This window comes from Streptomyces colwelliae, assembly GCF_048158785.1.
Classification (GTDB): Bacteria; Actinomycetota; Actinomycetes; order Streptomycetales; family Streptomycetaceae; genus Streptomyces.
Genome location: NZ_JBLTJC010000061.1, coordinates 1 through 25,904, shown reverse-complemented (window position 1 = coordinate 25,904; position 25,904 = coordinate 1). Strand labels below are relative to the sequence as shown.

The following is a 25,904-nucleotide window of genomic DNA, read 5'->3' as shown; positions in this document are numbered from 1 at the left end:
TTGCCTGCGGGTGCGTGGGGGCTGGTCGCGCAGTTCCCCGCGCCCCTGATGGGCGCCCCTTCGGGGCGGCCCATCAGCCCACCCCCGCCGCCCTAACATGCGGGCATGAAGGAACCATCGGCACAAGCTCGTTGGGAGCAACGCACTCAGCGGCCCCTGTTGGCGCTTGCGGTGGGGTTTGCCGTGGCCTATGCGCTGCCGATCGTGGACACGACCGCCGGGCATCGGCTGACGGCGGTGTGCACGGCGGTCGAGTGGGTGGTGTGGGCGGCGTTCGCCGTCGACTATCTGATGCGGCTCGCGATGTCCCGGGACCGGCGGCGGTTCGTGCGGACGCACTGGATGGACCTGTGCGCGGTGGTACTGCCGATACTTCAGCCGCTGCGGCTGCTGCGCATGGTGTCGACGCTGATACTCGTCGGGCGGCGCGCCCGGATGGCCTCGCAGATCCAGCTGACGACGTATGTCGCCGGCGCGGTCATCGGGCTGTTGATGTTCGGTTCGCTCGCGGTGCTGTCCGTCGAACGGGACTCGCCCCACGGGAACATCCGGACGTTGGGTGACGCCGTGTGGTGGTCGTTCACGACCATGACGACCGTGGGGTACGGGGACCACGCGCCGACCACCGGGCTCGGGCGGATGATCGCCGTCGGACTGATGCTGTCCGGCATCGCGCTGCTCGGTGTCGTCACCGCGAACATCGCCACGTGGTTCATCGCCCGGTTCGAGAAGGACGACGTGGAGGAACGGCGGCAGACGGAGGCGATCGAGGCGCTGACGGCGGAGGTGCGGGCGCTGCGGGCGGAAGTGGCGGCTCTGTCCGGGGCGGAGGTGGCGGCCCTGTCCGGGGCGCCGGCGGCCGGGGTTCCGCTACCGGTCGGGGACGAGGTGTCCCGCTAGCCGCGGGCCCGCTCACCGGGACGTCCGCTCAGCCTCGGCTCAGAAGAACGTCCACAGAACCGCCGCCACCGTGTCGATCGCGCCCAGGACCAGGGCCACCACGGCCATCACCCGGCGTGAGCCCGTCCACCTGCGGCCCATGGCCAGCCAGCCGCAGATCACCGCGATCGGGCCGAGGACGATTCCCAGGGTGAAGAAGCCCGCTACCGCGCAGACCAGTCCGATGATGCCGAGCGTCGCGCGGTCCGGCCCGTTCCCTGACCCCATGCGGCCACGCGAGCGGGGGGTTTTGCGCGTTCCGAAGCCCGTCATCGTCAACTCCCTGGGCATCCATGCCAGTTCGGCCAGTTCCCTACGATGACCGGATACCCCCGTACGCACAAAAAAAGCCTGCTTGCGCGCTGCCCCCCTCCGGCAGCGCGCCGCAGACCAACCCGTCCCCCCTGCCCTGCGGAGGACTTGACCCACTGTGACCTGCGGCGCGTACCGGGTGCCAGGAATCTTTAGCGGAGTCACCCTGATAGGCGAACTCCGCCCGGAAAAGGGTTAGGGCCTGTCCGGCGGATCCTGTCGCAGACGCGGGGTGTGGCACGCACATCTGCCGCGTTGTCGTCAGTCGGCGACGCTCCGCGTCGCCTCCCTCCTCCGCCTTGCAGCTGCACGCACCACACCCCGCTCACCGGCACCGATCAGGCCCCGCAGACTTCCTGCGACCTGATCCGCCGGAAAGGCCCTAGATGTGCGCCGCGCCCACGCCCGCCTCCGCGTTCTCGCCACGCTTGGTCAGCAGGGCGACGAACACCGCGACCACCGCTACGCCGGCGGCGACGAGGCAGGCGAGGCTCATGCCGGAGATGAACGTGTCGTGGGCGACCTGCGTGATCTTCGCGGCGATCGTCTCCGGGGTGTTCGGGGCGATCGGGGCCACGCCGACCTGGACCGCTTCGGCGGTGGCGTCCAGTTGGGGCTGGGTGAGCTTGGGCAGGCCCGCGTCCGCCCAGTTGCCGGCCAGGTCGTTGTCGACGCGGGAGGCCATCACGGCGCCGAGGACGGCCGTACCGAGGCTGCCGCCGATCTGCATCGCGGCCTGCTGGAGACCACCGGCGACACCGGAGAGCTCCATGGGCGCGTTGCCCACGATGACCTCGGTCGCGCCGACCATCACCGGGGCGAGGCCGAAGCCCAGCAGGGCGAACCAGATCGACATGACGGCGCTGCCGGTGTCCGAGGTGAGGGTGGACATGCCGTACATGGCGATCGCGGTGGCCGCCATGCCGCCGGCCAGCGGGATGCGCGGGCCGAGCTTGGTGATCGCCGCGCCGGCGAGCGGGGAGCCGACGATCATCATCCCGGTGAGTGGGAGGAGATGGAGACCGGCGTCGATGGGGCTCATACCGTGCACGTTCTGCAAGTAGAACGTCACGAAGAACAGGCCGCCCATGAAGGCGATCGCCATCAGGACCATCAACACGACGCCCGCGGACAGCGGGACCGAGCGGAACAGGCCCAGCGGGATGAGGGGTTCCGCGACCTTCTGCTCCCAGAACGCGAAGAGGGCGAAGCCCAGCACGGACACGGCGAGGAACGCCCAGGTCGTGCCGGAGCCCCAGCCCCAGGTGGGCGCCTTGATGAGGGCCCAGACGAGGCAGAACATCGCGCCGGAGAGCAGCACGATGCCGAGGATGTCGAAGGAGCGCGGCGCGTTCTCGGCGCGGTGGTCGCGGAGGATCAGCACGCCGAGGACCAGCGCGATGGCGCCGACGGGCACGTTGATGAAGAACACCGACTGCCAGTTGACGTGTTCGACGAGCACGCCGCCGAGGATCGGGCCGCCCGCGGTGGAGGCGCCGATGACCATGCCCCACAGGCCGATGGCCATGTTGAGCTTCTCGGCCGGGAAGGTGGCCCGCAGCAGACCGAGCGCGGCCGGCATCAGCAGCGCGCCGAACAGGCCCTGGAGCACGCGGAACGTGACGACGAACGCGATGCTGTGGGAGAGCCCGATGGCGCCGGACGCGAGGGCGAAGCCGCTCACGCCGATCAGGAAGGTCTGGCGGTGGCCGAAGCGGTCACCGAGCTTGCCGGCGGTGATGAGGGAGACCGCGAGGGCGAGGAAGTAGCCGTTGGTGATCCACTGGACGTCGGCGAAGCTGGCGCCGAGGTCCTTCTGGATGGCCGGGTTGGCGATGGCGACGATGGTGCCGTCGAGGGCCACCATCATGACGCCGACGGCGACGGTTATGAGGGTGAACCACGGGTGGCCGCGCAGCCCCGTGGAGGGCGTCGGGTCGGACGGGGCAGCTGGTGCCTTGTCCCCCGGCCCCGTCGCGCTGATGGTGGTCTGACTAGTCATGCGTTCGAGGCTAATGTCAGCCGCTGACAGTTGACAAACAGGTTCAGATGTCGGCGACTGTCAACAACGGCGAGGAGAACGGCATGGAGACGTTGCGCGAGCGCAAGAAGGCCCGTACGCGGGACGCGCTGCTGCACGCCGCCCTCGAACTGTTCACGACCAAGGGCTACGAACAGACCACGGTCGACGAGATCACCGAGGCCGTCGACGTCTCGCAGCGCACCTTCTTCCGCTACTTCGCGGGCAAGGAGGAGGCCGCCTTCTTCGTGCCCCGGCTCACGGAGACGCACTTCGTGACGGCCGTCCGCGCCCGCCCGCCGCACGAGGCCCCGCTGGAGGCGCTGCGCCGGGCCGTGCTGGAGAGCTGGGACACCATCAACGAGGCGATCCAGCAGGTCGTACCGCTCGACCTGCACCTGCGCACCTACCGGGTGATCGAGTCGACGCCCGCGCTGCTCGCCGCGCATCTGCGGCGCTCGCAGGAGCTGGAGGAGGAGCTGGCGCGGATCATCGCCGAACGTGAGGGGCTCGGGGTGGACACGGACCCCCGGCCGCGGCTGGTGGTGGCGGTGTTCGGCGGGGTGATGCGGGTGGTGGAGCGGATGTGGATCGCGGGCGACGACCTCAGCATCGAGGCGATGCGGGAGCTCACCGCCGACTACCTCGACGGGGTGGGACCGGCGCTCGCCGGGAACTGGCGCACGAGTCCCACGAGGTGAGTCGTACTGAGTTTCTCGTCACGTACCACTGAAACGTGATCCCAGTCACTCGGTTAACGCGAGACCCTCTCGTTCTCCTAGTGTGTCCTCCCAGTGACTTCCTTCGACTCCTCCCCCACGTTGAACGCCTGGCGCGCACTGGCCGCGCTGGCCGTGGTGTTCGTGATGCTGGCGACCACCGGTTGGACCGCGGTCCGCAGCCACCCCGGGAAAACGGCACTCCAGGCCTCCCTCTCCGCGTGGGAGCACGGCCGGATCGACGGGCGCGAGCTGCCCGACCCGGACGCGTCCCCGACCCGGCTGGCCCGCTTCTTCGCCTCGCTCACCGCACAGCAGCGGACGCGCCTCGCGCACCGCTACCCGCTCGCGGTCGGCAACATGAACGGCGCCCCGGTCTCGCTGCGCTACCGCGCCAACGACCTCGCCCTCGACCAGCAGCGCAAGGTCGAGAAGAAGCGCATGCACGACAACCGCCTCACGCCGCTGGGCCAGCAGGAGGCGGGCCGCCTCATGCACCGCTTCGAGGCGCTGATGGCCGACGGCCGTCACATCCTGGCCTTCGACCCCGAGGGCTCGGGCCGGATCGCCGAGGTCTTCGGCGACCTGGACACCGCGCAGCGCGTCTCGGTCATCGTCCCCGGCGTCGACACCGACCTGCTCACGTTCCAGAAGACGAACAAGGAGTACTCGGCACCGGTCGGCATGGCGCAGAACCTGTACGCCGCCGAGAACACGGCGAAGGCCAAGGCGGACAGGACCGGCACGCGTACGGCGGTCATCGCCTGGGCCGACTACACGTCCCCCGGCGGCCTCGGCATCGACTCCGCCACCGCGGGACGCGCCGAGGCGGGCGCCGTACGACTGAACGCGCTGGTGCGGGCGCTGCCCGGGACCTCGCAGGTCGCCCTGTTCTGCCACAGCTACGGCTCCGTGGTGTGCGGGGTCGCCGCGCACGAGCTGCCGGCCCGGGTGACGGACATCGCGGTGGCCGGCAGCCCCGGCATGCGGACCTCCAAGGCCTCCCACCTGCACACGCTCGCCCGGGTGTGGGCGATGCGGGACGCGGACGACTGGATCCAGGACGTGCCGTACATGGAACTGGGCGGCCTCGGGCACGGCGAGGACCCGGTGTCGAACGCCTTCGGCGCGCGCGTGCTGTCCGCGAAGGACGCCGACGGTCACACCGGTTACTTCGCGCGGGGCACCGACAGCCTCACCAACTTCGCCGACATCGGGGTTGGCGCGTACCGCTCGGTGACGTGCGCGCACGAAGGCGACACCTGCCGAGAGGGTTTGTCCGGCACCTAGGAGCCGGACGCGCGTAGAAACAGCAGGAAGTGCGGTCTGCGCGGGGATGGGACGGAGGAGCGTGTGCCGCCTACGATGAGCCGCATGGGTGACGTACTGGCCGGATTTCATGCCGCCTGGGAGTTCGAGTCCGACTCCGTGCTCATCCGCTACGAACGTGGCATTCGAACACCCAAGCTATTCCAGGCGCTCGGCGAGCGCCGGATCCCCTTCGAGGCGATCGAGGCGGTGACGCTCGCCCCCGGCCGGCGCGGCACGGTCGTGCTCCGCGCGGAGCCCCGCCCGGGTGCCGACCCGCTGATGGAGGCGGCCGCGGACCAGCTGAAGGAGAGCTGCGATCCCTATCGCCTCGTCCTGCCGGCCGAGCGCGAGACCCTCGCCGAGTACTACGCCGACGAGTTGCGTGCGCGGCTGAAACCGGACGGCGGGCCCGCGGAGCGTTTCCTTGTGGCCGCGCCCGAAGTGCCGTTGCGCTTCAAGGCGTACGACGGGAAGGCGTCCTTCGACGGGAAGACGGTGTCGTTCCGGTGGTTCTGGACGGGAGCGTCGTCCGCGAAGTGGAAGGCCGGCGACCAGAGCTTCGCGATCGCCGACCTGAGCGGGGTCGAGTGGCGGTCGCCCGAGGTCTTCGAGGGGCATCTACGGCTGTTGCGCGGGGCCGAGTCGCTTCTGCCCGTCGATCAGGATCCGGCGGCTGTGGTGTTCGGGCTCGGGTACGGGCCCGTGCACGAGTCCCTGCCGTTCGCGGCGGCGGTCCTCGCGGCGGTGCGGTCTGGGCGGTCTGCGGCTGTGGTGCCGGTCGCTCGGCGAGATCCTGGGGATATCGCCGAGCGGATCCGGCACCTGGGGGAGCTTCATCAGGCGGGGCTGGTGACTGATGAGGAGTTCGCCGTGAAGAAGGCCGAGTTGTTGGCGGAGTTGTAGCGGGGGCGATCCGTTGTTCTTTAGCTGCGGGTCCGCCGTGGCTGGTCGCGCAGTTCCCCGCGCCCCTATGGGGCGCGACCCCTAGGGCGCTATTTAGTTCTCCCTGCTCGTCGATGCGAACGACATGTCCGCGTAGCGGTCTCCCGCCACCTTGCCCGCGATCGGCTCCAGTAGGGACAGCTCGTCGTCCGTCAGGATGATCCCGGTCGCCGCCGTGTTCTCCTCCACCCGGCCCGGCTTGGTCGTGCCCGGGATGGGGATGACCGGGAGGCCGTGGACCTGGGCGCGCTGCTGTACCCAGGCGAGGGCGATCTGGCCGAGGGAAGCCCCGTGCGCCTCGGCGACCGTGCGGATCGGGTCCAGGAGCGTGGCGTTGGCGGCCGCGTTCCCGCCGGTGAACCGGGGCTGGTTCCGGCGGAAGTCGCCCTCCGTGAGGTCCTGTTCGGCGTTCGCGAACGATCCGGCGAGGAAACCCCGGCCGAGCGGTGAGTACGGTACGACCGCCGCGCCCAGCTCGCCGGCGGCGCCGACCAGGCTGATCTCGACGTCACGGCTGAACAGCGACCACTCCGACTGCACGGCGGCGATCGGGTGCACGGCGTGTGCCGCCCGCAGCTCCGCGCCGGTGACCTCGCTCAGCCCGAGGTGCTTCACCTTGCCCTCGGCCACCAGCTCCGCCATCGCGCCGACGGTGTCCTCGATGGGGACGGCCGGGTCGCGGCGGTGCATGTAGTAGAGGTCGATGACGTCGATGTCGAGGCGCTTCAGGCTCGCCTCCACCGCCTGGCGGATGTATGGGCGGTCGTTGCGGATGATGCGCCGGGTGGGCTCGCCCGGCGGGATCGACAGGGCGAACTTGGTGGCGATGACGACCTGGTCGCGGTGCGCCTTGAAGAACGGCGACAGGAACCGCTCGTTCTCCCCTATGCCGTACGCGTCCGCCGTGTCGTACAGGGTCACGCCCAGTTCGAACGCGCGGTCCAGGGCGGCCAGTGACTGTTTCGCGTCCGAGGGGCCGTAGGACGAGCTCATGCCCATGCAGCCGAGGCCCTGGACGCCGACCTCGGGGCCGGACGCGCCGAGTCGTGCGGTCGGGATCGTGCTGTCGGTCATCCGGCTTTCTCCTTTTCGTATGCGTGGCCGGCGTCGCCGTAGAAGGCGATCTTCCGGTCGAGTACCCCGAGGGTGTCGTGCAGCTCGGCGATCCTGGCCAGGACGTCGCGGCGGGTCGCCTCGAGCAGGTCGAAGCGCTCGGCGTAGGTGTGGTCGCCCTCGCGGACCAGCTCGGCGTAGCGGACCATGTCGGCGACCGGCATGCCGGTCAGGCGGAGCTTGCCGACGAGGTCGAGCCAGTCGAGGTCGCGGTTGCTGTAGCGGCGCTGGCCGGTGTGCGAGCGGTCGATGTGCGGCATCAGCCCGATACGCTCGTACCAGCGCAGGGTGTGCGCGGTCAGGCCGGTGAAGGCGACGACCTCGCTGATCGTGTAGCTGTCCTCGCCGTCCGGACGCCGCTCGCCCTGCGGCGGGCCCGCGCAGCTGTCGGTCCTGGTACCCGTGGTCTCCATCACCGTCATGACCACCACGCTATGGCCTTGGAGTGCACTCGAAGCAAGCGGAACCGGCAATAAATCCGCAGGACGCGTCGGGGGCACGGTGGATAGCGTGCGGGACATGAGTCTCGTACGACGGGCAGCCCCCGACGATGCCGCCGAGCTGCTGCGACTGCGCCAGGTGATGATCGACTCGATGCCGGGTTCGGACCCCGCCACGGACTGGCACGCGGAGTCCCTGCCGGCACTCCGGGAGCGGCTGACCTCGGACGACGACTTCGGGGCCTTCGTCGTCGACCATCCGGAGCGGCCGGGGGCGCTGGCGGCCCTGGTGGTCGGGACCGTCGACTACCGGATCGGGAAGGCGGAGAACCCGCGCGGGAAGGCCGGGTTCGTCTTCAGCGTGGCCACCGACCCGGACGCGCGGCGCCGAGGGTACGCGCGCGCGTGCATGGAGGAGCTGCTCCAGTGGTTCCGCGAGCGCGGCGCCGGCCAGGTCCTCCTCACCGCCTCCCCCGACGCCGAGCCGCTCTACGCCTCCCTCGGCTTCACCCGCAAGCCCGACCCCATGATGGGGCTGTCGCTCTGAACCACTTAGGCTCGACGGCATGTCCTTGCAGAGCCTCGCGCTGATCGAGAACTGGCCGGTACCGACCGCCGCGGCAGGTGTCGTACGAACCGACGGGACCGTCCTCGGGACCCACGGCCCGACCGGCCACCGCTTCCCGCTCGCCTCGGTCACCAAGCCGCTCGCGGCGTACGCCGCCCTCGTCGCGTACGAGGAGGGCGCGATCGAGCTGGACGAACCGGCGGGCCCGCCCGGCTCCACGGTCCGCCATCTCCTCGCCCACACCTCGGGGTTGGCCTTCGACGAGCACCGCGTGACGGCCCCGCCCGGACAGCGCCGCCTGTACTCGAACGCGGGCTTCGAGCAGCTCGGCGACCATCTCGCGAAGGCGACGGAGATCCCGTTCGCGGAGTACCTGCACCAGGCGGTGCTCGCTCCCCTGGGCATGACGTCGACAACGCTGGAAGGCGCCAACTCCCCGGCGAAGGACGGTGTTTCGACGGTCGAGGATCTCCTGCGCTTCGCCGCCGAGGTCCAGTCCCCCCGCCTCCTCGACCCCCGCACGGTCGCCGAGGCGATGACGGTCCAGTACCCCGGCACCAAGGGCGTCCTCCCGGGCTACGGCCACCAGAACCCCAACGACTGGGGCCTCGGCTTCGAGATCCGCGACTCCAAGTCCCCGCACTGGACGGGCAGTTCGTCGTCCCCGCGCACGTTCGGCCACTTCGGCCAGTCCGGTACGTTCCTGTGGACCGACCCGGCGGCGGGCGCGGCCTGCGTGGCGCTGACGGACCGGGCGTTCGGGCCGTGGGCGGTCGAGGTGTGGCCGGGGTTCACGGACGCGGTGCTGGCGGAGCTCTAGAGCATCTCCCACATCAGCAGCTCGGCCCCGGTGGCCGCCTCCACCGCCAGATCCCGCGCGTCCGTGATCCGCGCGGCGTCCCCCGGCCCCAACTTCTCGCCGCCCAGGCTCACTTCACCGCGCACCACATGCACGTACACATGCACCGCGTCCGGTACGGCCGTGCGCTCACCGGGCGTGAGACGGCGCACATGCAGCATCGCGCCGGCCTCCGGCACCGCGTACGGCGTGGAGTCCGCGATGCCGTGCACGATCCCGTACGACGGTTCGCCGCCGGGTTCCAGGGGGGCCAGCCACATCTGCACGAAGGTCAGGGGGCTGTCGGTGTCGTTGCGCTCGACGTGCCGCACCCCGGCCCCCGAACTGAGCCGCTGGACGTCACCGGGCCGCACGTGGGTGACGTGCCCGGTGGAGTCACGGTGGCTCAACTCCCCCTCCACGACCCAGGTGATGATCTCGGTGTGGCTGTGCGGGTGCTCGTCGAAACCTGCGCCGGGGGCGAGCCGTTCCTCGTTGCAGGCGATGACCGCGCCGAACCGGAGGTTGTCGGGCTCGTAGTGCGGCCCGAAGGAGAAGGCATGCCAGGACTCGATCCCGGCCTGCGGGTCACCTCCTGGGTAGCGCTCGACGGAGCGCCGTACGTCCATCACAGGGACCACGGTAGACCTCGGCCGAGACCCGGCACCGCATACTGCCGCCCGGATAAGGCAGTCTTGTCCCGTGCCCGAACCCGAAACCAGCAGACCCGCAGGCCCCCTGCCCCGTGCCCACTCGCACCCGGCGACTCTGAAGCGGCTGGAGCAGTCGTCCGGGAGTCTCGCCGCCCAGGCCATCGCGCGCATGGACGAGACGCTGCCGTGGTACCGGGCGATGCCACCGGAGAACCGTTCCTGGATCGGGCTGGTCGCACAGGCCGGTATCGCCGCGTTCACCGAGTGGTTCCGGCATCCGGACGCGCCGCAGGCCATCTCCACCGACGTCTTCGGGACCGCTCCTCGTGAACTGACCCGGGCCATCACCCTCCGCCAGACCGTCGAGATGGTGCGGACGACCATCGAGGTCATGGAGTCCGCCATCGACGAGGTCGCCGCGCCCGGCGACGAGTCCGTGCTCCGCGAGGCGCTTCTCGTGTACGCCCGGGAGATCGCCTTCGCGACCGCCCAGGTGTACGCGCAGGCCGCCGAGGCGCGCGGCGCGTGGGACGCCCGGCTGGAGTCGCTCGTCGTGAACGCCGTGCTGAGCGGGGAAGCCGATGAGGGCGCCGTCTCGCGGGCTGCCGCGCTCGGATGGAACTCGCCCGAGCATGTCTGCGTCGTCCTCGGCACCGCGCCCGACGGGGACAGTGAGCTGACCGTGGAAGCGATCCGGCGGGCCGCCCGGCACGCCAAGCTCCAGGTGCTCACCGGTGTGCTCGGGGACCGGCTCGTCGTCATCGCCGGTGGGAGCGACAATCCGCTCGCCGTCGCCAAGTCGCTGATCGGGCCTTATGCGGCCGGACCCGTCGTGGCCGGGCCCATCGTGCCCGATCTGCTGGCCGCCACCCGGTCCGCGCAGGCCGCCGCCGCCGGGCTCAAGGCGTGCTCCGCCTGGCAGGACGCCCCGCGCCCGGTGCTGGCGGACGACCTGCTTCCGGAACGCGCGATGGCCGGTGACCCGGGTGCGCGGGACCAGTTGGTGGAGGAGATCTACAGACCGCTGGAGGAGGCCGGGTCCGCGCTCCTGGAGACGCTCAGTGTCTATCTGGAACAGGCGAGCAGTCTCGAAGGTGCCGCGCGGATGCTGTTCGTCCATCCCAACACCGTGCGCTACCGGCTTCGACGTGTGACTGACGTCACCGGCTGGTCGCCGTCGGATGTACGGTCGGCGTTCACGCTGCGGATCGCGCTGATCCTGGGACGTCTGGCCGATGGAGATCCCCAGAACTAGCCTTTTGTCGGGGCTCCACAAATCCCCTTCCTGTTCTTCGTCCCTGTCCCCACGGGCGGCCGTGCCCGTCCCCAAGAGAGAGTGTGAGAGTGCTCGTACTCGTCGCTCCCGGCCAGGGCGCCCAGACGCCCGGCTTCCTGACTCCCTGGCTCGACCTCCCCGGTGTCGAGGACCGTCTGCGTGCCCTCTCGGCCGCCGTCGACCTCGATCTGGTGCACTACGGCACGGACGCCGACGCGGACGAGATCCGTGACACCGCCGTCGCCCAGCCGCTGCTCGTCGCCGCCGGACTGATCTCCGCGGCCGCCCTCGGTGACGTCTCGCCGGGCGCTGTCGCCGGTCACAGCGTCGGCGAGATCACCGCCGCCGTCCTCGCGGGTGTCCTGGACGACACGGCCGCCCTGACCCTCGTACGCAAGCGTGGCCTGGCGATGGCCGAGGCCGCCGCGATCACCGCGACCGGGATGTCCGCGCTGCTCGGCGGCGACCCGGACACGACGGTCGCGCACCTGGAGAAGCTGGGCCTGACCCCGGCGAACGTGAACGGCGCGGGCCAGATCGTGGCCGCCGGCACGCTGGAGCAGCTCGCCGCCCTGGAGGCCGACAAGCCCGAGGGCGTGCGACGGGTCGTGGCACTGAAGGTGGCCGGCGCGTTCCACACGCGGCACATGGCCCCGGCGGTCGACACGCTCGCCAAGGCCGCGCAGGAACTGACGCCCGGCGACCCGACGATCACCTACGTATCGAACAAGGACGGCAAGGCCGTCGCCACCGGTGCCGAGGTGCTGGAGCGGCTGGTCGGCCAGGTCGCCAACCCGGTCCGCTGGGACCTGTGCATGGAGACCTTCAAGGAGCTGGGCGTGACCGCGCTCCTGGAGGTGTGCCCCGGCGGCACCCTGACCGGCCTCGCCAAGCGCGCCCTGCCCGGCGTGAAGACGCTGGCCCTGAAGACACCCGACGACCTCGACGCGGCCCGCGAGCTCATCGCCACTGCGGCCGATTCTGCTGCTGACGCAGCGGGCGCCAACGCCTGAAGAAGGAGCCGTACGAACATGTCGAAGATCAAGCCGAGCAAGGGCGCACCGTACGCGCGCATCCTCGGTGTGGGCGGTTACCGTCCGGTCCGTGTCGTCCCGAACGAGGTGATCCTGGAGACGATCGACTCGTCCGACGAGTGGATCCGCTCCCGTTCGGGCATCGAGACGCGGCACTGGGCGAACGACGAGGAGACCGTCGCCGCGATGTCCATCGAGGCGTCCGGCAAGGCGATCGCGGACGCGGGGATCTCCGCCGAGCAGATCGGCGGCGTGATCGTCTCCACGGTCTCGCACTTCAAGCAGACCCCGGCCGTGGCGACGGAGATCGCCGACAAGCTGGGCACGAACAAGGCCGCCGCGTTCGACATCTCGGCGGGCTGCGCGGGCTTCGGCTACGGCCTGACCCTCGCCAAGGGCATGGTCGTCGAGGGCAGCGCCGAGTACGTGCTCGTCATCGGCGTGGAGCGGCTGTCCGACCTGACCGACCTGGAGGACCGCGCGACGGCCTTCCTGTTCGGCGACGGCGCGGGCGCGGTCGTGGTCGGCCCCGCCAAGGAGCCGCACATCGGTCCGACCGTGTGGGGTTCGGAGGGCGACAAGTCCGACACCATCAAGCAGACCGTGCCGTGGACCGAGTACGACAGCACGGGCAAGTTCCCTGCGATCACGCAGGAGGGCCAGGCGGTGTTCCGCTGGGCCGTGTTCGAGATGGCGAAGGTCGCCCAGCAGGCGCTGGACGCGGCCGGGATCACCCCGGACGACCTGGATGTCTTCATTCCCCACCAGGCCAACGAGCGGATCATCGACTCGATGGTGAAGACGCTGAAACTGCCGGAGCACGTCACGGTCGCGCGTGACGTACGCACCACCGGCAACACCTCGGCCGCCTCGATTCCGCTCGCTATGGAGCGGCTTCTGGCGACCGGCGAGGCCAAGAGCGGCGACACCGCGCTCGTCATCGGCTTCGGGGCGGGTCTCGTGTACGCCGCGACGGTCGTTACCCTCCCCTAGGCACTCCGTGCCGGATCATCATCGGATCCGGTACGGCAGAACTCACCCGCCGCTGCCGCGGCGGGAACGCCACACCCTCTGGATCACAAAGAAGGAGCGCCTGACATGGCCGCCACTCAGGAAGAGATCGTCGCCGGTCTCGCCGACATCGTGAACGAGATCGCCGGCATCCCGGTTGAGGACGTCCAGCTGGACAAGTCCTTCACCGACGACCTGGACGTCGACTCGCTGTCCATGGTCGAGGTCGTCGTCGCCGCCGAAGAGCGCTTCGACGTCAAGATCCCCGACGAGGACGTCAAGAACCTCAAGACGGTCGGCGACGCGACCGACTACATCCTCAAGCACCAGGCCTGAGCCACCACTTAGGCCCGGCCCACCTGGTCCGAGCCGCCTCTTAGGCCCGGACCAGCAGGCCCGAGCCGCCCACAGGCCCGGCTGCATGGCCCCGCCACCCGGCGGTGGCGCCGCTTAATCCTCGTACCGTTGGAGAAAGAATTCCCGTGAGCCCGACCAATCGCACCGTGGTCGTCACCGGTATCGGCGCAACCACACCGCTGGGTGGCGACGCAGCCTCGACCTGGGAAGGCATGATCGCCGGCAAGTCCGGTGTGAAGCCCCTGGAGCAGGAGTGGGCCGCCGAGCAGGCGGTCCGTATCGCCGCGCCGGCCGCTGTGGACCCCTCGGAGGTCATCCCGCGTCCGCAGGCCCGCCGTCTGGACCGCTCGGCGCAGTTCGCGCTGATCGCGGCGAAGGAGGCGTGGGCCGACGCCGGTTTCACCGACAAGGCCGGTGAGGACCCGGCGGTCGACCCCGACCGTCTCGGCACCGTCATCGCCTCCGGCATCGGCGGTGTGACGACCCTGCTCGACCAGTACGACGTGCTGAAGGAGAAGGGCGTCCGCCGCGTCTCCCCGCACACCGTCCCCATGCTGATGCCGAACGGCCCGTCCGCCAACGTGGGCCTGCTCGTGGGCGCCCGCGCGGGCGTGCACACGCCGGTCTCCGCGTGCGCCTCCGGCGCCGAGGCCATCGGCTACGCCATCGAGATGATCCGCACCGGCCGCGCCGACGTCGTCGTCGCCGGTGGCACGGAGGCGGCCATCCACCCCCTCCCCATCGCCGCGTTCGGCAACATGATGGCGATGTCCAAGAACAACGACGACCCGCAGGGCGCCTCGCGTCCCTACGACACCGGCCGCGACGGCTTCGTCCTCGGCGAGGGCGCGGGTGTTCTCGTCCTGGAGTCCGCCGAGCACGCGGCGAAGCGCGGTGCCCGGGTGTACGCCGAGGCGGTCGGGCAGGGCATCTCCGCCGACGGCCACGACATCGTGCAGCCGGAGCCGGAGGGGCGTGGGATCTCCCACGCCCTTCAGAACCTGATGGACAACACCGATCTCGTCGCGGCGGAGATCGTGCACGTGAACGCGCACGCGACGTCGACGCCGGCCGGTGACGTGGCCGAACTGAAGGCGTTGCGCAAGGTGTTCGGTGACGACGCCGACCACATGGCGGTCTCGGCGACGAAGTCGATGACCGGGCATCTGCTGGGTGGTGCGGGGGGTGTCGAGTCGGTCGCGACCGTGCTCGCGCTGTACAACCGGATCGCGCCGCCGACCATCAACGTCGAGAACCTCGACCCGGAGGCGGAGGCCAACGCGGATGTCGTTCGCGGGGAGGCTCGTAAGTTGCCGGTCGAGGGGCGTATTGCCGCGCTGAACGACTCGTTCGGGTTTGGTGGGCACAACGTGGTGTTGGCGTTCCGGACGGTCTGAGACGTTTGCTGAACGGTGTGTGGCCCGCCCCCGGGGTTTTGGGGGCGGGCCACATGTTGTTTTTCGTCTACCGGCCCGGTGGGGGCTGGTCGCGCAGTTCCCCGCGCCCCTAAAAGCATCGCCCCTGACCGTGTTTTTCAGACCACCTGGTGCAGCCAGCGCACGGGGGCGCCTTCGCCCGCGTATCTGAAGGGCTCCAGCTCGTCGTCCCAGGGCTTGCCCAGGAGCTTGGCGATGTCCGCTTCCAGGTCGGTCTCGCCCTGCTGAGACCTCGTCAGGGCCGCGCGCAGGCGGTCCTCCGGGATCAGGATGTCGCCGTGGATGCCGGTGACGGCGTGGAAGATGCCGAGGTCGGGGGTGCAGCTGTAGCGCTCGCCCTCGGCGGTGGGGCAGGGCTCGGCGGTTACCTCGAAGCGGAGGAGGTGCCAGCCGCGGAGGGCGGAGGCGAGTTTGGACGCCGTGCCCACCTCCGCCTGCCAGGAGAATTCGGAGCGCCATGTTCCGGGGGCGGCGGGCTGGCGGATCCAGTCGAGGCTGACGCGTGTGCCGAGCACCCCGGCGACGGCCCACTCGACGTGCGGGCACAGCGCGCGCGGCGCGGAGTGCACGTACAGAACTCCACGTGTCGTCACCGGGACCTCCGGACAGAGCGGGGCATCTTACAGACTGGCAAACGGCGGCGGCAGGGCAGCCACGTTGAGGGCGAGGCTACCGTGCGGCGGCGCGAGGAGTGTGACGTACCGTCCCTCCAGGTGCCAGGAAACCCCGCCATTCACCCATGGGGACGCTTGTACGGGGGTGTGCCGTTGCATCGCACGCGCTCGGGAACCCTCGCGCGTTGTTATGGGTTGAGATGTGACACGACACCAAGGGGCTGGGCCACGGCATGCGAATCCGACCTCACCGTTCACGGGCCGTGCTCGCCGTCGTGGCGGCGGCCGTCCTGGGAGCCGCCGGCTGCGACTCCGGCGGCGGTGACTCCGCCGGCGCACACAGCAGGAGCGGTACGGCGACCAAGGCGAAGCCCTCCCCCACCCCGGTGTGGGACCGCAGCCCGTCCTCGGTCGCGGCGGTCGGTGACTCCATCACCCGTGGCTTCGACGCCTGTTCGGTCCTGTCGGACTGCCCGGAGGTGTCCTGGGCGACGGGCAGTTCGGCCTCGGTCGACAGTCTCGCCGTACGGCTGCTGGGGAAGGCGGGCGCGGCCACGCGCAGTTGGAACTACGCGGAGACCGGGGCGCGGATGGCCGACCTGCCCGCGCAGATCGGTCAGGCGGCGGCCCGGAAGCCGCAGTTGGTCACCGTGATGGTGGGGGCCAACGACGCCTGTCGGGCCTCGACCTCGGCGATGACCTCCGTCGCGGACTTCCGCGCCGAATTCGAGGCCTCGTTGAAGGCCCTGCGCCGGGCGTTGCCGAAGACGCAGGTCTACGTCGCGAGCGTGCCGAATCTCAAGCGGCTCTGGTCGCAGGGGCGGACGAACCCGCTGGGCAAGGAGGTCTGGAAGCTGGGCATCTGCCCCTCGATGCTGGCCGACGCGGACGCCCTGGACTCGGCGGCGACCGAGCGGCGCGACACGGTGCTGGACCGGGTGGAGGCGTACAACAAGGTGCTTGAGCAGGTGTGCGCGACGGACGAGCGGTGCCGTTTCGACGGGGGCGCGGTCTACGACTACCGGTTCGGCACGGACCAGTTGAGCCACTGGGACTGGTTCCACCCGAGCACGGACGGCCAGGCCCGGCTCGCCGAGATCGCCTACCGTCACATCACCGCGCGTACACCCGTGACCTAGGGTTTCCGTCATGAGCGAACTTTTCGGCACCCTTCCCGACGGCACCCCGGTCCACCGCTGGACGCTGGAGCGGGCGGGCGTGCGGGTGCGGATGCTGTCGTACGGCGGGATCGTGCAGTCGGTGGAGGTGCCGGACCGGGACGGGCACGCGGCGGACGTGGTGCTCGGGTTCGCTGATCTGGACGGGTATCTCGCTCATCCCGAGCCGTATCTCGGTGCTCTGGTGGGGCGGTATGCCAACCGGATCGCGGGCGGTCGTTTCCCGCTGGAGGGTGTCACGTACTCGCTGGCGCGGAACAACGCGCCGAACTCCCTGCACGGCGGTGAGCGCGGCTTCGACAAGCGGGGGTGGGACGTCGAGCCCATCGAGCACGGGCTGCGGCTCAGCCGGGTCAGCGCGCACGGCGAGGAGGGCTTCCCGGGGCGGCTCGACGTCGCGGTGACGTACACGCTGGACGCGTCGGGCGCGCTGCGCTTCGTGTACGAGGCGACGACGGACGCGCCGACCGTCGTGAACCTCACGAACCACAGCTACTTCGACCTGAGCGGCGTGGGCAGCGCGGGTGGCGCGGGTGGTCATGAACTCCGGCTCGCCGCTTCCCGGTTCACGCCGGTCGACGGCGATCTGATCCCGACCGGTGCGCTCGACGACGTGGCGGGTACGCGCTTCGACTTCCGTGACGCGCGGAAGGTGGGCTCCGGCTACGACCACAACTTCGTGCTCGACAAGGGCCTGACGCCGGCCCCGGTCGAGATCGCCGAGCTGTACGACCCGGCGTCCGGGCGGGTGTTGACGGTGGCGACGACCGAGCCCGGCATCCAGCTCTACACCGGCGACTACCTGGCCGGCCCGTACGCCCCGGGTGCCGGGATCGCCCTGGAGACCCAGCACTTCCCGGACTCCCCGAACCGTCCCGAGTTCCCGAGCACGGAGCTGCGTCCGGGCGACACGTACCGCTCGGAGACGGTGTACGGCTTCTCGACGCGCTGACCGCGCCGGCCGGGACGCGATGAGCCCCGGCCCAGGGGTCAGGTCCCGGGCCGGGGCTGTCTGTGGGGAGCTTGTCCCGGCTCAGACGTTAATCGTCGTGGCGACCCCGCGGTCCGTGATCGAGCGGCCCGCGTGGATCTCGTACGAACCCTTTACAACTGCCCACGAGTTCGCCGTCTCATCCCAGATCTCGAAAGCCCGTCGCGGAAGTTCGACGACCACGTCGACGCTCTCGCCGGGCCCGGCCTCGACCCCGGCGAATCCGGCCAGCCAGCGGGCGGGACGCTCCGGGTCGGCGTCGGTGTTGGTGTTGGTCTCGGTGGGGGCATCGGCGGGGGCCAGATAGACCTGGACGACCTCACGGCCGGGCCGGGCACCGGAGTTGGTGACGCGGACGGTGACCGATGAGCCGCCGCCATCTGCCTCCGCCTCGATCGAGTCGTAGGTCCAGTCGGTGTAGCCGAGGCCGTGTCCGAAGGCGTACGACGGGGTGCGGCCCTCTTTCTCCCAGGCCCGGTAGCCGATGAACACGCCCTCGGTGTACGGGAGTTCGCCGTTGTCGGGGACGACCTGGGTGACCGGGGCGTCGGTCAGGGAGCCCCAGGTGGTGGGGAGTCGGCCGCCGGGTTCGTGGGTGCCGGTGAGGACGTCGGCGAGGGCGGCGCCGCCCTCCTGGCCGGGGAACCAGCCGAGCAGGACGGCGGCGACCTCGTCGCGCCAGGGCAGTTCGACCGGGGAGCCGGAGTTGACGATCACGACGGTGTTCGGGTTGGCGGCGGCGACGGCGTGCACCAAGTCGTCCTGGCGGCCGGGCAGTTGGAGGTCCGTGCGGTCGTAGCCCTCCGACTCGACGCGTTCGGTGGTGGCGACCACGACGACGGCGGTGTCGGCGGCGCGGGCCAACTCGACGGCCTCGGCGATGAGTTCGTCGGGGTCGCGCTGCGGTTCCTGGTGGACGAGTGTGAAGCCGATGACCTTGAGGTCGCGGTTCTCGGAGAAGCTCACGACGTAGGTCAGGGACACCTCGACCGGGGTGCCGGCGGTGAGGTCGACGCGGGCGCGGGGTTCGGGGGCGCCGAAGAAGGAGCTGAACGGGTCGTCCTTGAGCGGGCGTTGGACGTCGTCGTAGTACGTCGTGCCGTCGACGGTGAGGGTGAAGGCGCCCAGGCCCTTGATACCGAAGGTGTGTTGACCGGTGTCGCGCGGGGTGAAGGTGCCGGCGAGTTCGACGGTGTGGAGGGTGTCGTGGGTGACGCCCTCGGGAAGGTCGTCCCCCATCCACCGGAGCTGCCCGCCGGGCGCGGAGGCGGTGCCGATGACGACACCCTCGGCGTCCCGGCAGACGGCGCGCAGCTCGAACCCCTTGTCGGCGGCGGCGAGTTCGGTGTTCGGGTCGGCCCCGACGGCGTAGGTGAGGGTGCCTTCGGGGAGGGCGGCGGTGAGGCCGTCGAGCGGGGAGACGACGTGGGGCGGGAAGACGATGGCGGAGCCGCCGCCGAGGACGCGGGCGTCGCGGGCGGCGGCGCCGAGGAGCGCGACGGTGCCGTTCGGCTTCAGCGGCAGGGCGCCGTTCTCGTTCCGGACGAGGACGAAGGAGCGACGGGCGATCTCGCGGGCGAGGGCCTCGCCGTCGACGGGGGACGGGAGTTGGGCCTCCGCGACGATGGGTTCGGCGCCGTCCAGGATGCCGACGCGGGCGGCGAGCCGCAGCACGTTCCGTACGGCGGTGTCGACGGTGGTCTCCTCGACCTCGCCGCCGCGCACGGCCTGGGCGAGGGCCTCGCCGTAGACCGTCTTCGGGCCGGGCATGGCGACGTCGAGGCCGCCCTCGATGGCGCCGACGGTGGAACGGGCGGCGGTCCAGTCGGAGACGTTGAAGCCGTCGAAGCCCCATTCGCCGCGCAGGATCTCGTTCACGAGGTAGCGGTGCTCGGTCATCGTCGTGCCGTTGACCGTGTTGTAGGCGGTCATGATGCCCCAGGGGTGGGCGTTCTCGACGATGAGCTCGAAGGGGGCCAAGTACAGCTCGCGCAGGGTGCGTTGGGAGATCAGGTTGTCGACGGTGAAGCGGTTGGTCTCGGCGTCGTTGGCGACGAAGTGCTTGACGGTGGTGCCGACGCCGCCTTCCTGTACGCCCGTCACATAACCGACGCCGATCCGTCCGGTGAGGTAGGGGTCCTCGCTGTACGCCTCGAAGTGCCGTCCGCCGAGCGGGGAGCGATGGAGATTGACGGTGGGCGCGAGGAGGACGTGGACGCCCTTGCGGCGGGCCTCCTGGGCGAGCAACACGCCCGCGCGATGGGCTAGTTCGGGGTCCCAGGTGGCGGCGAGCGCGGTGGGGGACGGCAGCGCGACGGAGGGGTCGTCGGCGGTCCAGCGGACGCCCCGGACGCCGATGGGCCCGTCGGACATGACGAGGGACTTCAGGCCGATCTCCGGGAGGGCGGGCAGGGACCACATGTCCTGCCCGGCGAGCAGCCGCGCCTTGGCATCCAGGTCGAGCTTGCCGAGGGCCGCCTCGACGACTGCTTCACGGGCATCGTCGGCCGGGGTGCGGGTTCCCGCCATCGTTGTGCCTCCTCGTTGAGTCCGTACCGTGCGGTGCCTCCATCGTGCATCGGTTACCTGTAGAGCGGTAGGTTTCGTAACCGTGCCGTTATATTAACGGTCTCCGGGTGTCGTACGGTGACGCCATGAACGCCACGAACTCCAGGACCCGGCGCGAGGAACGACGCGCCGAGATCGTGCGGGCGGCCCTGGAGGTGATCGCCGAACGCGGCTACCGGGGCACGAGCCTGGCGGCGGTGGCGGAACGCGTCGGCCTGACCCAGCAGGGCCTGCTGCACTACTTCCCCACGAAGGACGCGCTGCTCGTGGCCGTCCTCGAGGAACGGGACCAGTGGGACGCCGTACCGGACAGCCGGTGGCGCGTCGACCTGCTGGCCTCCCTGGTCGAGTACAACGCGATGCGGCCCGGCATCATCCAGACCTTCTCCGCACTCCTCGGCGAGAGCGTCACGGAGGGGCATCCGGCGCGGGACTACTTCACCGAGCGGTACGTCCGGGTGCGGGCGAGCATGGCGGGGGTGCTGCGCACCGAGTACGGCGACCACCTGCCGAACGGCCTGACACCCGAGCGGGCGGCTCCGCTGCTGGTGGCGGTGATGGACGGTTTGCAGTACCAGTGGCTACTGGATCCGGAGTCGGTGGACATGCCGGGGGCGTTCCGGGACTTCTTGGCGCTGCTGGGCGAGGAGACGTAGGGGGTAGGCCAACTCCAGGTCGCCCAACTCCAGGTCGGTCAACTCCCGCCCGCCTGCCGCCAGATGACGGCCAGCGTCTTGCTCACCACACACACGAGGGCGAAGACGAGGGCCCAGTCGTAGACCCCGGCGCCGACCAGCGCCACAACCCCGGCCCCGAACCACACCACCTCGAACCCGACCCGGCCGGCCCCCCGCACCTTGTACTTGGACTTCGGCGAACCGCACAGCCCCCACAACACGACGAGCACAACAGGCCCCCGACGCCGAGCAGCCAGGTCAACGGCATGGCGAGGTCCCGCGTGAAACCCCAGTAGCCGACGGCCACGAGGGCGCCGAGCTCGATGGCGAAGAGGACACCGAGGTTCGCTGCCTTGGCTGTCTCCGTTGCGGTCATGGGTCGCAGTATCACCCGGAGGGGATCACTTCGTCGCGGGCTTGAGGAGAGCGGCGACGGTCTCGACGATGCCTCGGCTCGGCGCTGTCGGATGCGGGCGCGGCGTTCGTGGGGGTATTGCGGGAAGTGGCGGCGAGGGAGCCCTATCCGCGGGGGAAGATCTCCTGAAATTTACGGGTCATGGCAGGGCCGAGATGAGCGGAGATCTCGTATCCGGGGTCACCCGGGTTGGGCAGATACCAGAGGAATGAGGTAACGATCACCTCGGTCACTTCGAGGATTCCTCTGCCCAACTGTTCCTCCAGGAACGCGAGAACGGATCGCCAGTCCAGAGCGTCCGAATCCCGCGAGACATGCGAATCCCGCGAGACAAAGGAATTCACCACCTCCTGTGTCACTTCCCAGAAGAAGACATGCGGCAGGACCTCGCCCTCGTTGAACACATGAGATTCGTACGCATCCTCAAGCACCGGAAACCTGGCCACCAGGTCCTCCACCAGCCGCACTTCGCTACTCCAACCTCCCGAGAGTCCCCTGCGACCCCTCCGCCACGATCGCACGGAACGCTTCGACCATTGCGGCCACTCCGGGCCTGGGAATGATGACCAGATCGGAGCATTGGAAGAAAGCACCCCCGCCATACTCTCCCGTTTCCCTCCATCGACTCATCACCGTGCCGATCGCACCGAGAGTCATGAAAGACGCACTCCACCGGGTGCCGTCGAGAAGTCGCAACTCGGCGTCGACATCCTCCACCGATACCACCCGATCGTCAGCACCGAGCGCGAACAGCGCCGTGAATTCGGGCTCCCTGACGACATGGTAAAAATCTTCATCAACGGGGTCGAAGTGATTGCTGGACATCGAACCGCCCCCTACCTCATACGCTCGAATTATCCCAAGCACCCGCAAGGGCCCCATAAACCCTGGGCGACTCGCACACCGAGTGGCCATCCTGCCGTACAGACGATGGCGTACGTCGCCTGCGTCACGCGATACTGCGGCCGACCAGCGCTCACCAACCACGCTCCCCACGGCGACGGAAGGTTCCAACTCCCTTGACATCCATACGTGTTCGCATCGGCTTCCTCGGACTCACCCTGTTGGCCGGGCTCTCGGCCCCCACGACCGCCGCCTCGGCGACCACTGCCACCGCCGCCGCCCCGACCGTCGAGGAGCAGCGGCTCAGTAAGGCCGTTCCGCAGGAGATTCTCCGGCGGTCCGGATTCGATGCCGTGGCCCCGGAGTTCACCCACGCGCTGGAAAACGCGCACAGCTACGCGCAGGCCCGCCGGATCGTCGTGCGTGAGGGAACCGCGTTGTGGCAGCGGGCCGTTGACCGGGCTCAGGGGCGAGGGCCTGCCGGTGGGGATCTGAGTCGGGACGATGACCGGCCGTTGTACTGGGCCCGGTTGGGGATGACTCGGGAAGTGCGGGGGTGGGAGCCCGAGTTCGGGATCAGCGATGGTCAACGGACCGCCTTGCTCTCCGCGTTGGAGACGACCTCGCGTGGGCAGAGCAGTATTCGGTATCCGCACGCGAAGGGGAAGAAGGGAGCTGAGGGGATCAAGCGGATTCTTGTTACCGGGTTCGATCCGTTCACCTTGGATCGGGACATCCGGATCTCCAATCCGTCCGGGGCGACCGCGCTCGCGCTCGACGGCACGGTGATCCAGACCGCGGACGGGCCGGCGCGGATCGAGACGGCCATGTTCCCCGTGCGGTGGGCGGACTTCGCGGACGGAACCGTGGAGCGGGCGTTGCGGCCGTATCTGCCGAAGGTGGATCTGTTCACGACCGTGAGTCAGGGGCGGGTGGGCCGTTTCGACGTCGAGCGGACCAACGGGGCCTGGCGGGGCGGGTATCCGGACAACGACAACGTGTCGAAGACCGAGACCGTGCCCGTCGCCGACCCGGCCTCGCAGCCCCAGTGGACGTCGACGACCCTGCCGTACAAGGCGATTGTGGCCGCCGACACCGGGCGGTTCCCCGCCTACGACCACACCGAGGTGACGGAGATCCCGGCGGGCGGCACCGTTCCCGTCGTACGGCCGGACGGGCCCACCGCGGGGTCCACGGCCCGTGCCGGGGGTGGCGGGAACTATCTCTCGAACGAGATCGCCTACCGCGCCACTCTGCTACGGGATCGGCTCGGGCTGCACGACTCGCTGCCGGGTGGGCATATCCACACGCCGGTGCTTCAGTTCGGGACGGGGAACACGGACCCGGCGACCGGGGCGATCACCGATCCGGAGTTCGTGCGGAACCGGGTGGACATCATCGCGCAGGTGAAGGCGATGGTGACGGTGGCCTTGAACGCCTCACTCGGCGACTGACGCCGGCCCGACTTCCGTGTCCGTGTCCCCCGCCTGATCTCCGTCCTCATCCCCCTCCTCGGTCTCCTCCCCCAACAGGTCCCGCGCCATCATCGTCGCCCCCGCCACCGCACCCGGCATCAGGAACACCGCGACGAACGGGACCAGGAAGGAGAGGCCGAGGGGGGTGCCGAAGCCCCAGATGAGGGTTTTGCGGGAGCGGAGGAGGGTGAGGCGGGCGCGGAGGTCGATGCCTCGGCGCTGGAGGGCGACCGCCGTCAGCTCCTCCGTGAGGAAGAAGCCCGTGACGAAGAAGCCGATCACCGGGATGACCGTCTGGCCGATGAACGGGACGAAGCCCAGGGCGAAGAGGAGGACGCCCCACAGCACCGCGCGGAACAGGATGCGGAGGCTGTCGCGGGCCGAGATCCACAGTTCGCGCCAGAGCGGGAGGCCCGATTCGGGGGCCGTGCCGTCCGGGGAGACGTCCCGGTCGACCTTCTCGGAGAGGGTCTCGTAGAACGGCTGGCCTATGAGAAGCGTGACGGCCGTGAAGGTCAACACCGAGAGCAGCAGGGCCAGTACGAACAGGACCGCCGTGAGGAAACCACGGAACAGGCCCTGCCACGGGCTCGACCAGTCGTCCGCGAAGGGCGTCGCCCAGCTGACGAAGTCCTCGCCCCAGAGCGCCAGCGCGACCAGCGCCGCCACGTACAGGACCATCGTGATCAGACCGGGGATCAGCCCGAAACCGTAGTGCCTCCCGTGCCGCGCCATCCAGCGCTGGCCCTTCAGGAGATAGCCGAACCCCGCGCCAAGATCATGCATGGGGCGAACTTTACGGTGCGCCTCACGCGCGGTCGACACCGCTACGCACCCGCGTTCGACACCGCCACCACAACCCCCCGATCCGCCGCCGGTGCCACCGCCGCCGTCACCCGTACCGCGGTCGCACGGGCCACCCGGCCCGCGCGGGAGGTCGCCGCGAGGAGGGCCGGCTGGATGTGTTCCAGGGCGGTGACCAGGAGTTCCTCGCCGGCGACCAGGATCGGGCCGGCCACCTTCGTGGTCGCCGCCGCGGCCTCCGTGAGGTCGGCGAGGGGTGGCAGGGCGGCCCGGACCACGTTCGCGCCCGCGGTCGCCGCCCGTTGCGCGAGGGCCACCTGGAACGGCAGCAGCGGAGCCAGCGCCGCCGTCAACGCCTCGGCCACACGCCGGAGTTCGGGCGACGAGTCGGCCAGGACATCCGCCATCGCCCTGATGAGGGGGGTGAGGGCGAGCAGGGTGCCCGCGGCCACGCCCGCCGCCGCGGGCAGCAGCGGCGAGGCCGCCTCGACCAGGTCGCCGAGTGCCGTCGCGAACTCCTCGACGGCCGGTTCCACCGCGTCCAGGACGGGGAGCAGGCTGTCGCCGAGCACGGTCAGCAGCGCCTGCGCCGGTGCGCTCACCGGGTGCACGGCCAGCGGGGCGCCGGTCGTGCCGAGCCGGGTCAGGGTGTCGACGATGCGGTAGAACGCCTCCTGGGCCTGCGGCGACGCGCTCGCCTCGGCCAGTTCGGCGGTGGTCTCGCGCAGGACGCGGAGCGCCTCCGCGCCCGAACCGTCCCGTGGATCAAGGGTGTTGATCGCGATCCTGGTGATGTTCCCGGCCGTGTCCAGGAGTTGGCCGGTGATGTCGGTGGTGCTGCGTGCCATGCGCAGCACCTCGTCCCTGCTGGGGAGCGAAGGAATCGTTGCCATGGGACCTGGGACCTCCTCGCCGTACGCAGTCGTGCGCAGCCGGCCACACCCGCTGCCCGGTAGGTGACCTCTGGTACCGGTGACCTCTGCTCAGCATGCCCCGTTCCCGGCCCCGCGAATGCGCCATCCGGGGCATCGACGACACCAACAACTTCCTGTTCACCGTTGAGTCGAAAAGGTGCGGCTCGCCGTACCGATCTCTGGAACCAAAGAGGAGGTACGCGTGCGCACCATTGCCAGAGCCGTCCCCCCGAGACCCGTTCTGATCACCGCCGTCGCCCTGACCACCGCCGCCGGTTCGCTCCTGCTCCAACCTCGCGTAGCGGGCGCCGACCCCCGCCCCGCCACCCGGTGACCGCGTTCGGCGTGTTCAGCCTTGCCTGGGTCACCTACGGCGTGGTGCTCAACGTCTCCCGCGGCCTGGCCACCGACCCGCTCGTGGTGCGCTTCAGCGGGGTGCCGGAGATGTCTTGGCGC

Annotated in this window: 28 protein-coding genes; 16 read left to right on the top strand and 12 right to left on the bottom strand. The window is 70.0% G+C overall.

The window, feature by feature from the left end; genetic code table 11:
* Nucleotides 1-105 precede the first annotated feature (105 nt).
* Entirely contained in the window at nt 106-900 is a 795-nt protein-coding gene (locus ACNFOC_RS15495) for a potassium channel family protein (protein WP_416959691.1), read from the top strand.
* Between the two features lie 39 nt (nt 901-939).
* On the opposite strand, the gene ACNFOC_RS15490 is transcribed toward ACNFOC_RS15495, so the two are convergent.
* Both ACNFOC_RS15490 and ACNFOC_RS15485 read right to left on the bottom strand, forming a co-directional pair.
* Nucleotides 940-1,212 carry a hypothetical protein gene (locus ACNFOC_RS15490; protein ID WP_416959690.1) on the bottom strand — a complete coding sequence of 91 codons (273 nt, stop codon included), beginning with the start codon at nt 1,210-1,212 and terminating at the stop codon, nt 940-942.
* A gap of 421 nt (nt 1,213-1,633) precedes the next feature.
* Nucleotides 1,634-3,253: an MFS transporter gene (locus ACNFOC_RS15485; protein WP_416959689.1), complete on the bottom strand. Its 1,620-nt coding sequence runs from the start codon at nt 3,251-3,253 to the stop codon at nt 1,634-1,636.
* Nucleotides 3,254-3,300: 47 nt separating this feature from the next.
* On the opposite strand from ACNFOC_RS15485, the gene ACNFOC_RS15480 reads away from it, so the two are divergent.
* The 3 genes from ACNFOC_RS15480 (at nt 3,301) to ACNFOC_RS15470 (ending at nt 6,204) form a co-directional block, all read left to right on the top strand.
* Nucleotides 3,301-3,972, top strand: coding sequence for a TetR family transcriptional regulator (locus tag ACNFOC_RS15480; protein WP_416959688.1), 672 nt, complete (start codon nt 3,301-3,303; stop codon nt 3,970-3,972).
* A gap of 93 nt (nt 3,973-4,065) precedes the next feature.
* Complete coding sequence (locus ACNFOC_RS15475; protein ID WP_416959687.1) at nt 4,066-5,280, top strand: alpha/beta hydrolase; 1,215 nt, start codon at nt 4,066-4,068, stop codon at nt 5,278-5,280.
* A 75-nt stretch (nt 5,281-5,355) separates the two neighbouring features.
* Nucleotides 5,356-6,204 (top strand): DUF4429 domain-containing protein, encoded by an 849-nt coding sequence (locus ACNFOC_RS15470; protein WP_416959700.1) that lies wholly within the window; start codon nt 5,356-5,358, stop codon nt 6,202-6,204.
* A gap of 93 nt (nt 6,205-6,297) precedes the next feature.
* Here ACNFOC_RS15470 and ACNFOC_RS15465 read toward each other — a convergent pair whose 3' ends face one another.
* Both ACNFOC_RS15465 and ACNFOC_RS15460 read right to left on the bottom strand, forming a co-directional pair.
* Nucleotides 6,298-7,317 carry an aldo/keto reductase gene (locus ACNFOC_RS15465; RefSeq protein ID WP_416959686.1) on the bottom strand — a complete coding sequence of 340 codons (1,020 nt, stop codon included), beginning with the start codon at nt 7,315-7,317 and terminating at the stop codon, nt 6,298-6,300.
* Nucleotides 7,314-7,778 carry a MerR family transcriptional regulator gene (locus ACNFOC_RS15460; protein WP_416959685.1) on the bottom strand — a complete coding sequence of 155 codons (465 nt, stop codon included), beginning with the start codon at nt 7,776-7,778 and terminating at the stop codon, nt 7,314-7,316. The genes ACNFOC_RS15465 and ACNFOC_RS15460 overlap by 4 nt, the downstream gene beginning before the upstream one ends.
* A gap of 97 nt (nt 7,779-7,875) precedes the next feature.
* Between ACNFOC_RS15460 and ACNFOC_RS15455 the strand changes: the two genes are divergently transcribed.
* Together ACNFOC_RS15455 and ACNFOC_RS15450 are read left to right on the top strand one after the other, a co-directional pair.
* Complete coding sequence (locus tag ACNFOC_RS15455; protein WP_416959684.1) at nt 7,876-8,343, top strand: GNAT family N-acetyltransferase; 468 nt, start codon at nt 7,876-7,878, stop codon at nt 8,341-8,343.
* A gap of 19 nt (nt 8,344-8,362) precedes the next feature.
* Nucleotides 8,363-9,184 carry a serine hydrolase domain-containing protein gene (locus ACNFOC_RS15450; protein WP_416959683.1) on the top strand — a complete coding sequence of 274 codons (822 nt, stop codon included), beginning with the start codon at nt 8,363-8,365 and terminating at the stop codon, nt 9,182-9,184.
* Here the strand turns inward: ACNFOC_RS15450 and ACNFOC_RS15445 are convergent.
* A complete protein-coding gene (locus ACNFOC_RS15445) occupies nt 9,181-9,831 on the bottom strand; it encodes a pirin family protein (RefSeq protein WP_416959682.1) in 651 nt (216 codons plus the stop codon). The genes ACNFOC_RS15450 and ACNFOC_RS15445 overlap by 4 nt on opposite strands.
* Before the next feature lie 73 nt (nt 9,832-9,904).
* Here ACNFOC_RS15445 and fasR point away from each other — a divergent pair, with 73 nt between their 5' ends.
* From fasR to ACNFOC_RS15420, 5 genes are all read left to right on the top strand, one after another.
* Nucleotides 9,905-11,110 carry a fatty acid biosynthesis transcriptional regulator FasR gene (gene fasR / locus ACNFOC_RS15440; RefSeq protein ID WP_266855956.1) on the top strand — a complete coding sequence of 402 codons (1,206 nt, stop codon included), beginning with the start codon at nt 9,905-9,907 and terminating at the stop codon, nt 11,108-11,110.
* Between the two features lie 89 nt (nt 11,111-11,199).
* Complete coding sequence (locus ACNFOC_RS15435) at nt 11,200-12,144, top strand: ACP S-malonyltransferase (protein WP_416959681.1); 945 nt, start codon at nt 11,200-11,202, stop codon at nt 12,142-12,144.
* Between the two features lie 18 nt (nt 12,145-12,162).
* Nucleotides 12,163-13,158: a ketoacyl-ACP synthase III gene (locus tag ACNFOC_RS15430; RefSeq protein ID WP_366437474.1), complete on the top strand. Its 996-nt coding sequence runs from the start codon at nt 12,163-12,165 to the stop codon at nt 13,156-13,158.
* 105 nt (nt 13,159-13,263) lie between these two features.
* Nucleotides 13,264-13,512 carry an acyl carrier protein gene (locus ACNFOC_RS15425; protein WP_015660680.1) on the top strand — a complete coding sequence of 83 codons (249 nt, stop codon included), beginning with the start codon at nt 13,264-13,266 and terminating at the stop codon, nt 13,510-13,512.
* A gap of 146 nt (nt 13,513-13,658) precedes the next feature.
* Nucleotides 13,659-14,930, top strand: a complete 1,272-nt coding sequence (locus tag ACNFOC_RS15420) for a beta-ketoacyl-[acyl-carrier-protein] synthase family protein (RefSeq protein WP_406127122.1) — start codon at nt 13,659-13,661, stop codon at nt 14,928-14,930.
* Nucleotides 14,931-15,067: 137 nt separating this feature from the next.
* On the opposite strand, the gene ACNFOC_RS15415 is transcribed toward ACNFOC_RS15420, so the two are convergent.
* The gene (locus ACNFOC_RS15415) at nt 15,068-15,562 is read right to left on the bottom strand and encodes a DUF3145 domain-containing protein (protein ID WP_406127120.1); all 495 of its coding nucleotides are present in this window, start codon (nt 15,560-15,562) and stop codon (nt 15,068-15,070) included.
* Nucleotides 15,563-15,816: 254 nt separating this feature from the next.
* Here ACNFOC_RS15415 and ACNFOC_RS15410 point away from each other — a divergent pair, with 254 nt between their 5' ends.
* Together ACNFOC_RS15410 and ACNFOC_RS15405 are read left to right on the top strand one after the other, a co-directional pair.
* Nucleotides 15,817-16,722 (top strand): SGNH/GDSL hydrolase family protein, encoded by a 906-nt coding sequence (locus tag ACNFOC_RS15410; RefSeq protein WP_416959680.1) that lies wholly within the window; start codon nt 15,817-15,819, stop codon nt 16,720-16,722.
* Nucleotides 16,723-16,732: 10 nt separating this feature from the next.
* A complete protein-coding gene (locus ACNFOC_RS15405; protein ID WP_416959679.1) occupies nt 16,733-17,713 on the top strand; it encodes an aldose epimerase family protein in 981 nt (326 codons plus the stop codon).
* A gap of 81 nt (nt 17,714-17,794) precedes the next feature.
* On the opposite strand, the gene ACNFOC_RS15400 is transcribed toward ACNFOC_RS15405, so the two are convergent.
* Complete coding sequence (locus ACNFOC_RS15400) at nt 17,795-20,281, bottom strand: beta-glucosidase family protein (RefSeq protein ID WP_416959678.1); 2,487 nt, start codon at nt 20,279-20,281, stop codon at nt 17,795-17,797.
* Nucleotides 20,282-20,388: 107 nt separating this feature from the next.
* Here ACNFOC_RS15400 and ACNFOC_RS15395 point away from each other — a divergent pair, with 107 nt between their 5' ends.
* A complete protein-coding gene (locus ACNFOC_RS15395; protein ID WP_416959677.1) occupies nt 20,389-20,976 on the top strand; it encodes a TetR/AcrR family transcriptional regulator in 588 nt (195 codons plus the stop codon).
* Between the two features lie 38 nt (nt 20,977-21,014).
* Here ACNFOC_RS15395 and ACNFOC_RS15390 read toward each other — a convergent pair whose 3' ends face one another.
* From ACNFOC_RS15390 to ACNFOC_RS15380, 3 genes are all read right to left on the bottom strand, one after another.
* A complete protein-coding gene (locus ACNFOC_RS15390; protein WP_521985185.1) occupies nt 21,015-21,254 on the bottom strand; it encodes a YrdB family protein in 240 nt (79 codons plus the stop codon).
* 262 nt (nt 21,255-21,516) lie between these two features.
* Nucleotides 21,517-21,879, bottom strand: a complete 363-nt coding sequence (locus ACNFOC_RS15385; RefSeq protein ID WP_416959676.1) for a hypothetical protein — start codon at nt 21,877-21,879, stop codon at nt 21,517-21,519.
* Between the two features lie 4 nt (nt 21,880-21,883).
* Nucleotides 21,884-22,237: a hypothetical protein gene (locus tag ACNFOC_RS15380; protein ID WP_416959675.1), complete on the bottom strand. Its 354-nt coding sequence runs from the start codon at nt 22,235-22,237 to the stop codon at nt 21,884-21,886.
* A gap of 194 nt (nt 22,238-22,431) precedes the next feature.
* On the opposite strand from ACNFOC_RS15380, the gene ACNFOC_RS15375 reads away from it, so the two are divergent.
* Nucleotides 22,432-23,709 (top strand): pyroglutamyl-peptidase I, encoded by a 1,278-nt coding sequence (locus tag ACNFOC_RS15375; RefSeq protein ID WP_416959674.1) that lies wholly within the window; start codon nt 22,432-22,434, stop codon nt 23,707-23,709.
* Here the strand turns inward: ACNFOC_RS15375 and ACNFOC_RS15370 are convergent.
* Both ACNFOC_RS15370 and ACNFOC_RS15365 read right to left on the bottom strand, forming a co-directional pair.
* Nucleotides 23,695-24,516, bottom strand: coding sequence for an EI24 domain-containing protein (locus ACNFOC_RS15370; protein WP_416959673.1), 822 nt, complete (start codon nt 24,514-24,516; stop codon nt 23,695-23,697). The genes ACNFOC_RS15375 and ACNFOC_RS15370 overlap by 15 nt on opposite strands.
* Before the next feature lie 41 nt (nt 24,517-24,557).
* Nucleotides 24,558-25,427, bottom strand: coding sequence for a hypothetical protein (locus ACNFOC_RS15365; protein ID WP_416959672.1), 870 nt, complete (start codon nt 25,425-25,427; stop codon nt 24,558-24,560).
* Nucleotides 25,428-25,650: 223 nt separating this feature from the next.
* On the opposite strand from ACNFOC_RS15365, the gene ACNFOC_RS15360 reads away from it, so the two are divergent.
* Nucleotides 25,651-25,782, top strand: coding sequence for a hypothetical protein (locus tag ACNFOC_RS15360; RefSeq protein WP_416959671.1), 132 nt, complete (start codon nt 25,651-25,653; stop codon nt 25,780-25,782).
* Nucleotides 25,783-25,904: the final 122 nt, after the last annotated feature.

What these genes read in the sequence shown, in the direction of transcription:
- ACNFOC_RS15460 (WP_416959685.1), bottom strand. Translation starts at nt 7,778, where the DNA reads ATGACGGTGATGGAGACCACGGGTACCAGGACCGACAGCTGCGCGGGC.
- ACNFOC_RS15450 (WP_416959683.1), top strand. Translation starts at nt 8,363, where the DNA reads ATGTCCTTGCAGAGCCTCGCGCTGATCGAGAACTGGCCGGTACCGACC.
- ACNFOC_RS15365 (WP_416959672.1), bottom strand. Translation starts at nt 25,427, where the DNA reads ATGGCAACGATTCCTTCGCTCCCCAGCAGGGACGAGGTGCTGCGCATG.
- ACNFOC_RS15425 (WP_015660680.1), top strand. Translation starts at nt 13,264, where the DNA reads ATGGCCGCCACTCAGGAAGAGATCGTCGCCGGTCTCGCCGACATCGTG.
- ACNFOC_RS15370 (WP_416959673.1), bottom strand. Translation starts at nt 24,516, where the DNA reads ATGCATGATCTTGGCGCGGGGTTCGGCTATCTCCTGAAGGGCCAGCGC.
- ACNFOC_RS15470 (WP_416959700.1), top strand. Translation starts at nt 5,356, where the DNA reads ATGAGCCGCATGGGTGACGTACTGGCCGGATTTCATGCCGCCTGGGAG.
- ACNFOC_RS15380 (WP_416959675.1), bottom strand. Translation starts at nt 22,237, where the DNA reads ATGTCCAGCAATCACTTCGACCCCGTTGATGAAGATTTTTACCATGTC.
- ACNFOC_RS15430 (WP_366437474.1), top strand. Translation starts at nt 12,163, where the DNA reads ATGTCGAAGATCAAGCCGAGCAAGGGCGCACCGTACGCGCGCATCCTC.
- ACNFOC_RS15400 (WP_416959678.1), bottom strand. Translation starts at nt 20,281, where the DNA reads ATGGCGGGAACCCGCACCCCGGCCGACGATGCCCGTGAAGCAGTCGTC.
- ACNFOC_RS15490 (WP_416959690.1), bottom strand. Translation starts at nt 1,212, where the DNA reads ATGACGGGCTTCGGAACGCGCAAAACCCCCCGCTCGCGTGGCCGCATG.
- ACNFOC_RS15445 (WP_416959682.1), bottom strand. Translation starts at nt 9,831, where the DNA reads ATGGACGTACGGCGCTCCGTCGAGCGCTACCCAGGAGGTGACCCGCAG.
- ACNFOC_RS15405 (WP_416959679.1), top strand. Translation starts at nt 16,733, where the DNA reads ATGAGCGAACTTTTCGGCACCCTTCCCGACGGCACCCCGGTCCACCGC.
- ACNFOC_RS15495 (WP_416959691.1), top strand. Translation starts at nt 106, where the DNA reads ATGAAGGAACCATCGGCACAAGCTCGTTGGGAGCAACGCACTCAGCGG.
- ACNFOC_RS15455 (WP_416959684.1), top strand. Translation starts at nt 7,876, where the DNA reads ATGAGTCTCGTACGACGGGCAGCCCCCGACGATGCCGCCGAGCTGCTG.
- ACNFOC_RS15485 (WP_416959689.1), bottom strand. Translation starts at nt 3,253, where the DNA reads ATGACTAGTCAGACCACCATCAGCGCGACGGGGCCGGGGGACAAGGCA.
- ACNFOC_RS15480 (WP_416959688.1), top strand. Translation starts at nt 3,301, where the DNA reads ATGTCGGCGACTGTCAACAACGGCGAGGAGAACGGCATGGAGACGTTG.
- ACNFOC_RS15410 (WP_416959680.1), top strand. Translation starts at nt 15,817, where the DNA reads ATGCGAATCCGACCTCACCGTTCACGGGCCGTGCTCGCCGTCGTGGCG.
- ACNFOC_RS15465 (WP_416959686.1), bottom strand. Translation starts at nt 7,317, where the DNA reads ATGACCGACAGCACGATCCCGACCGCACGACTCGGCGCGTCCGGCCCC.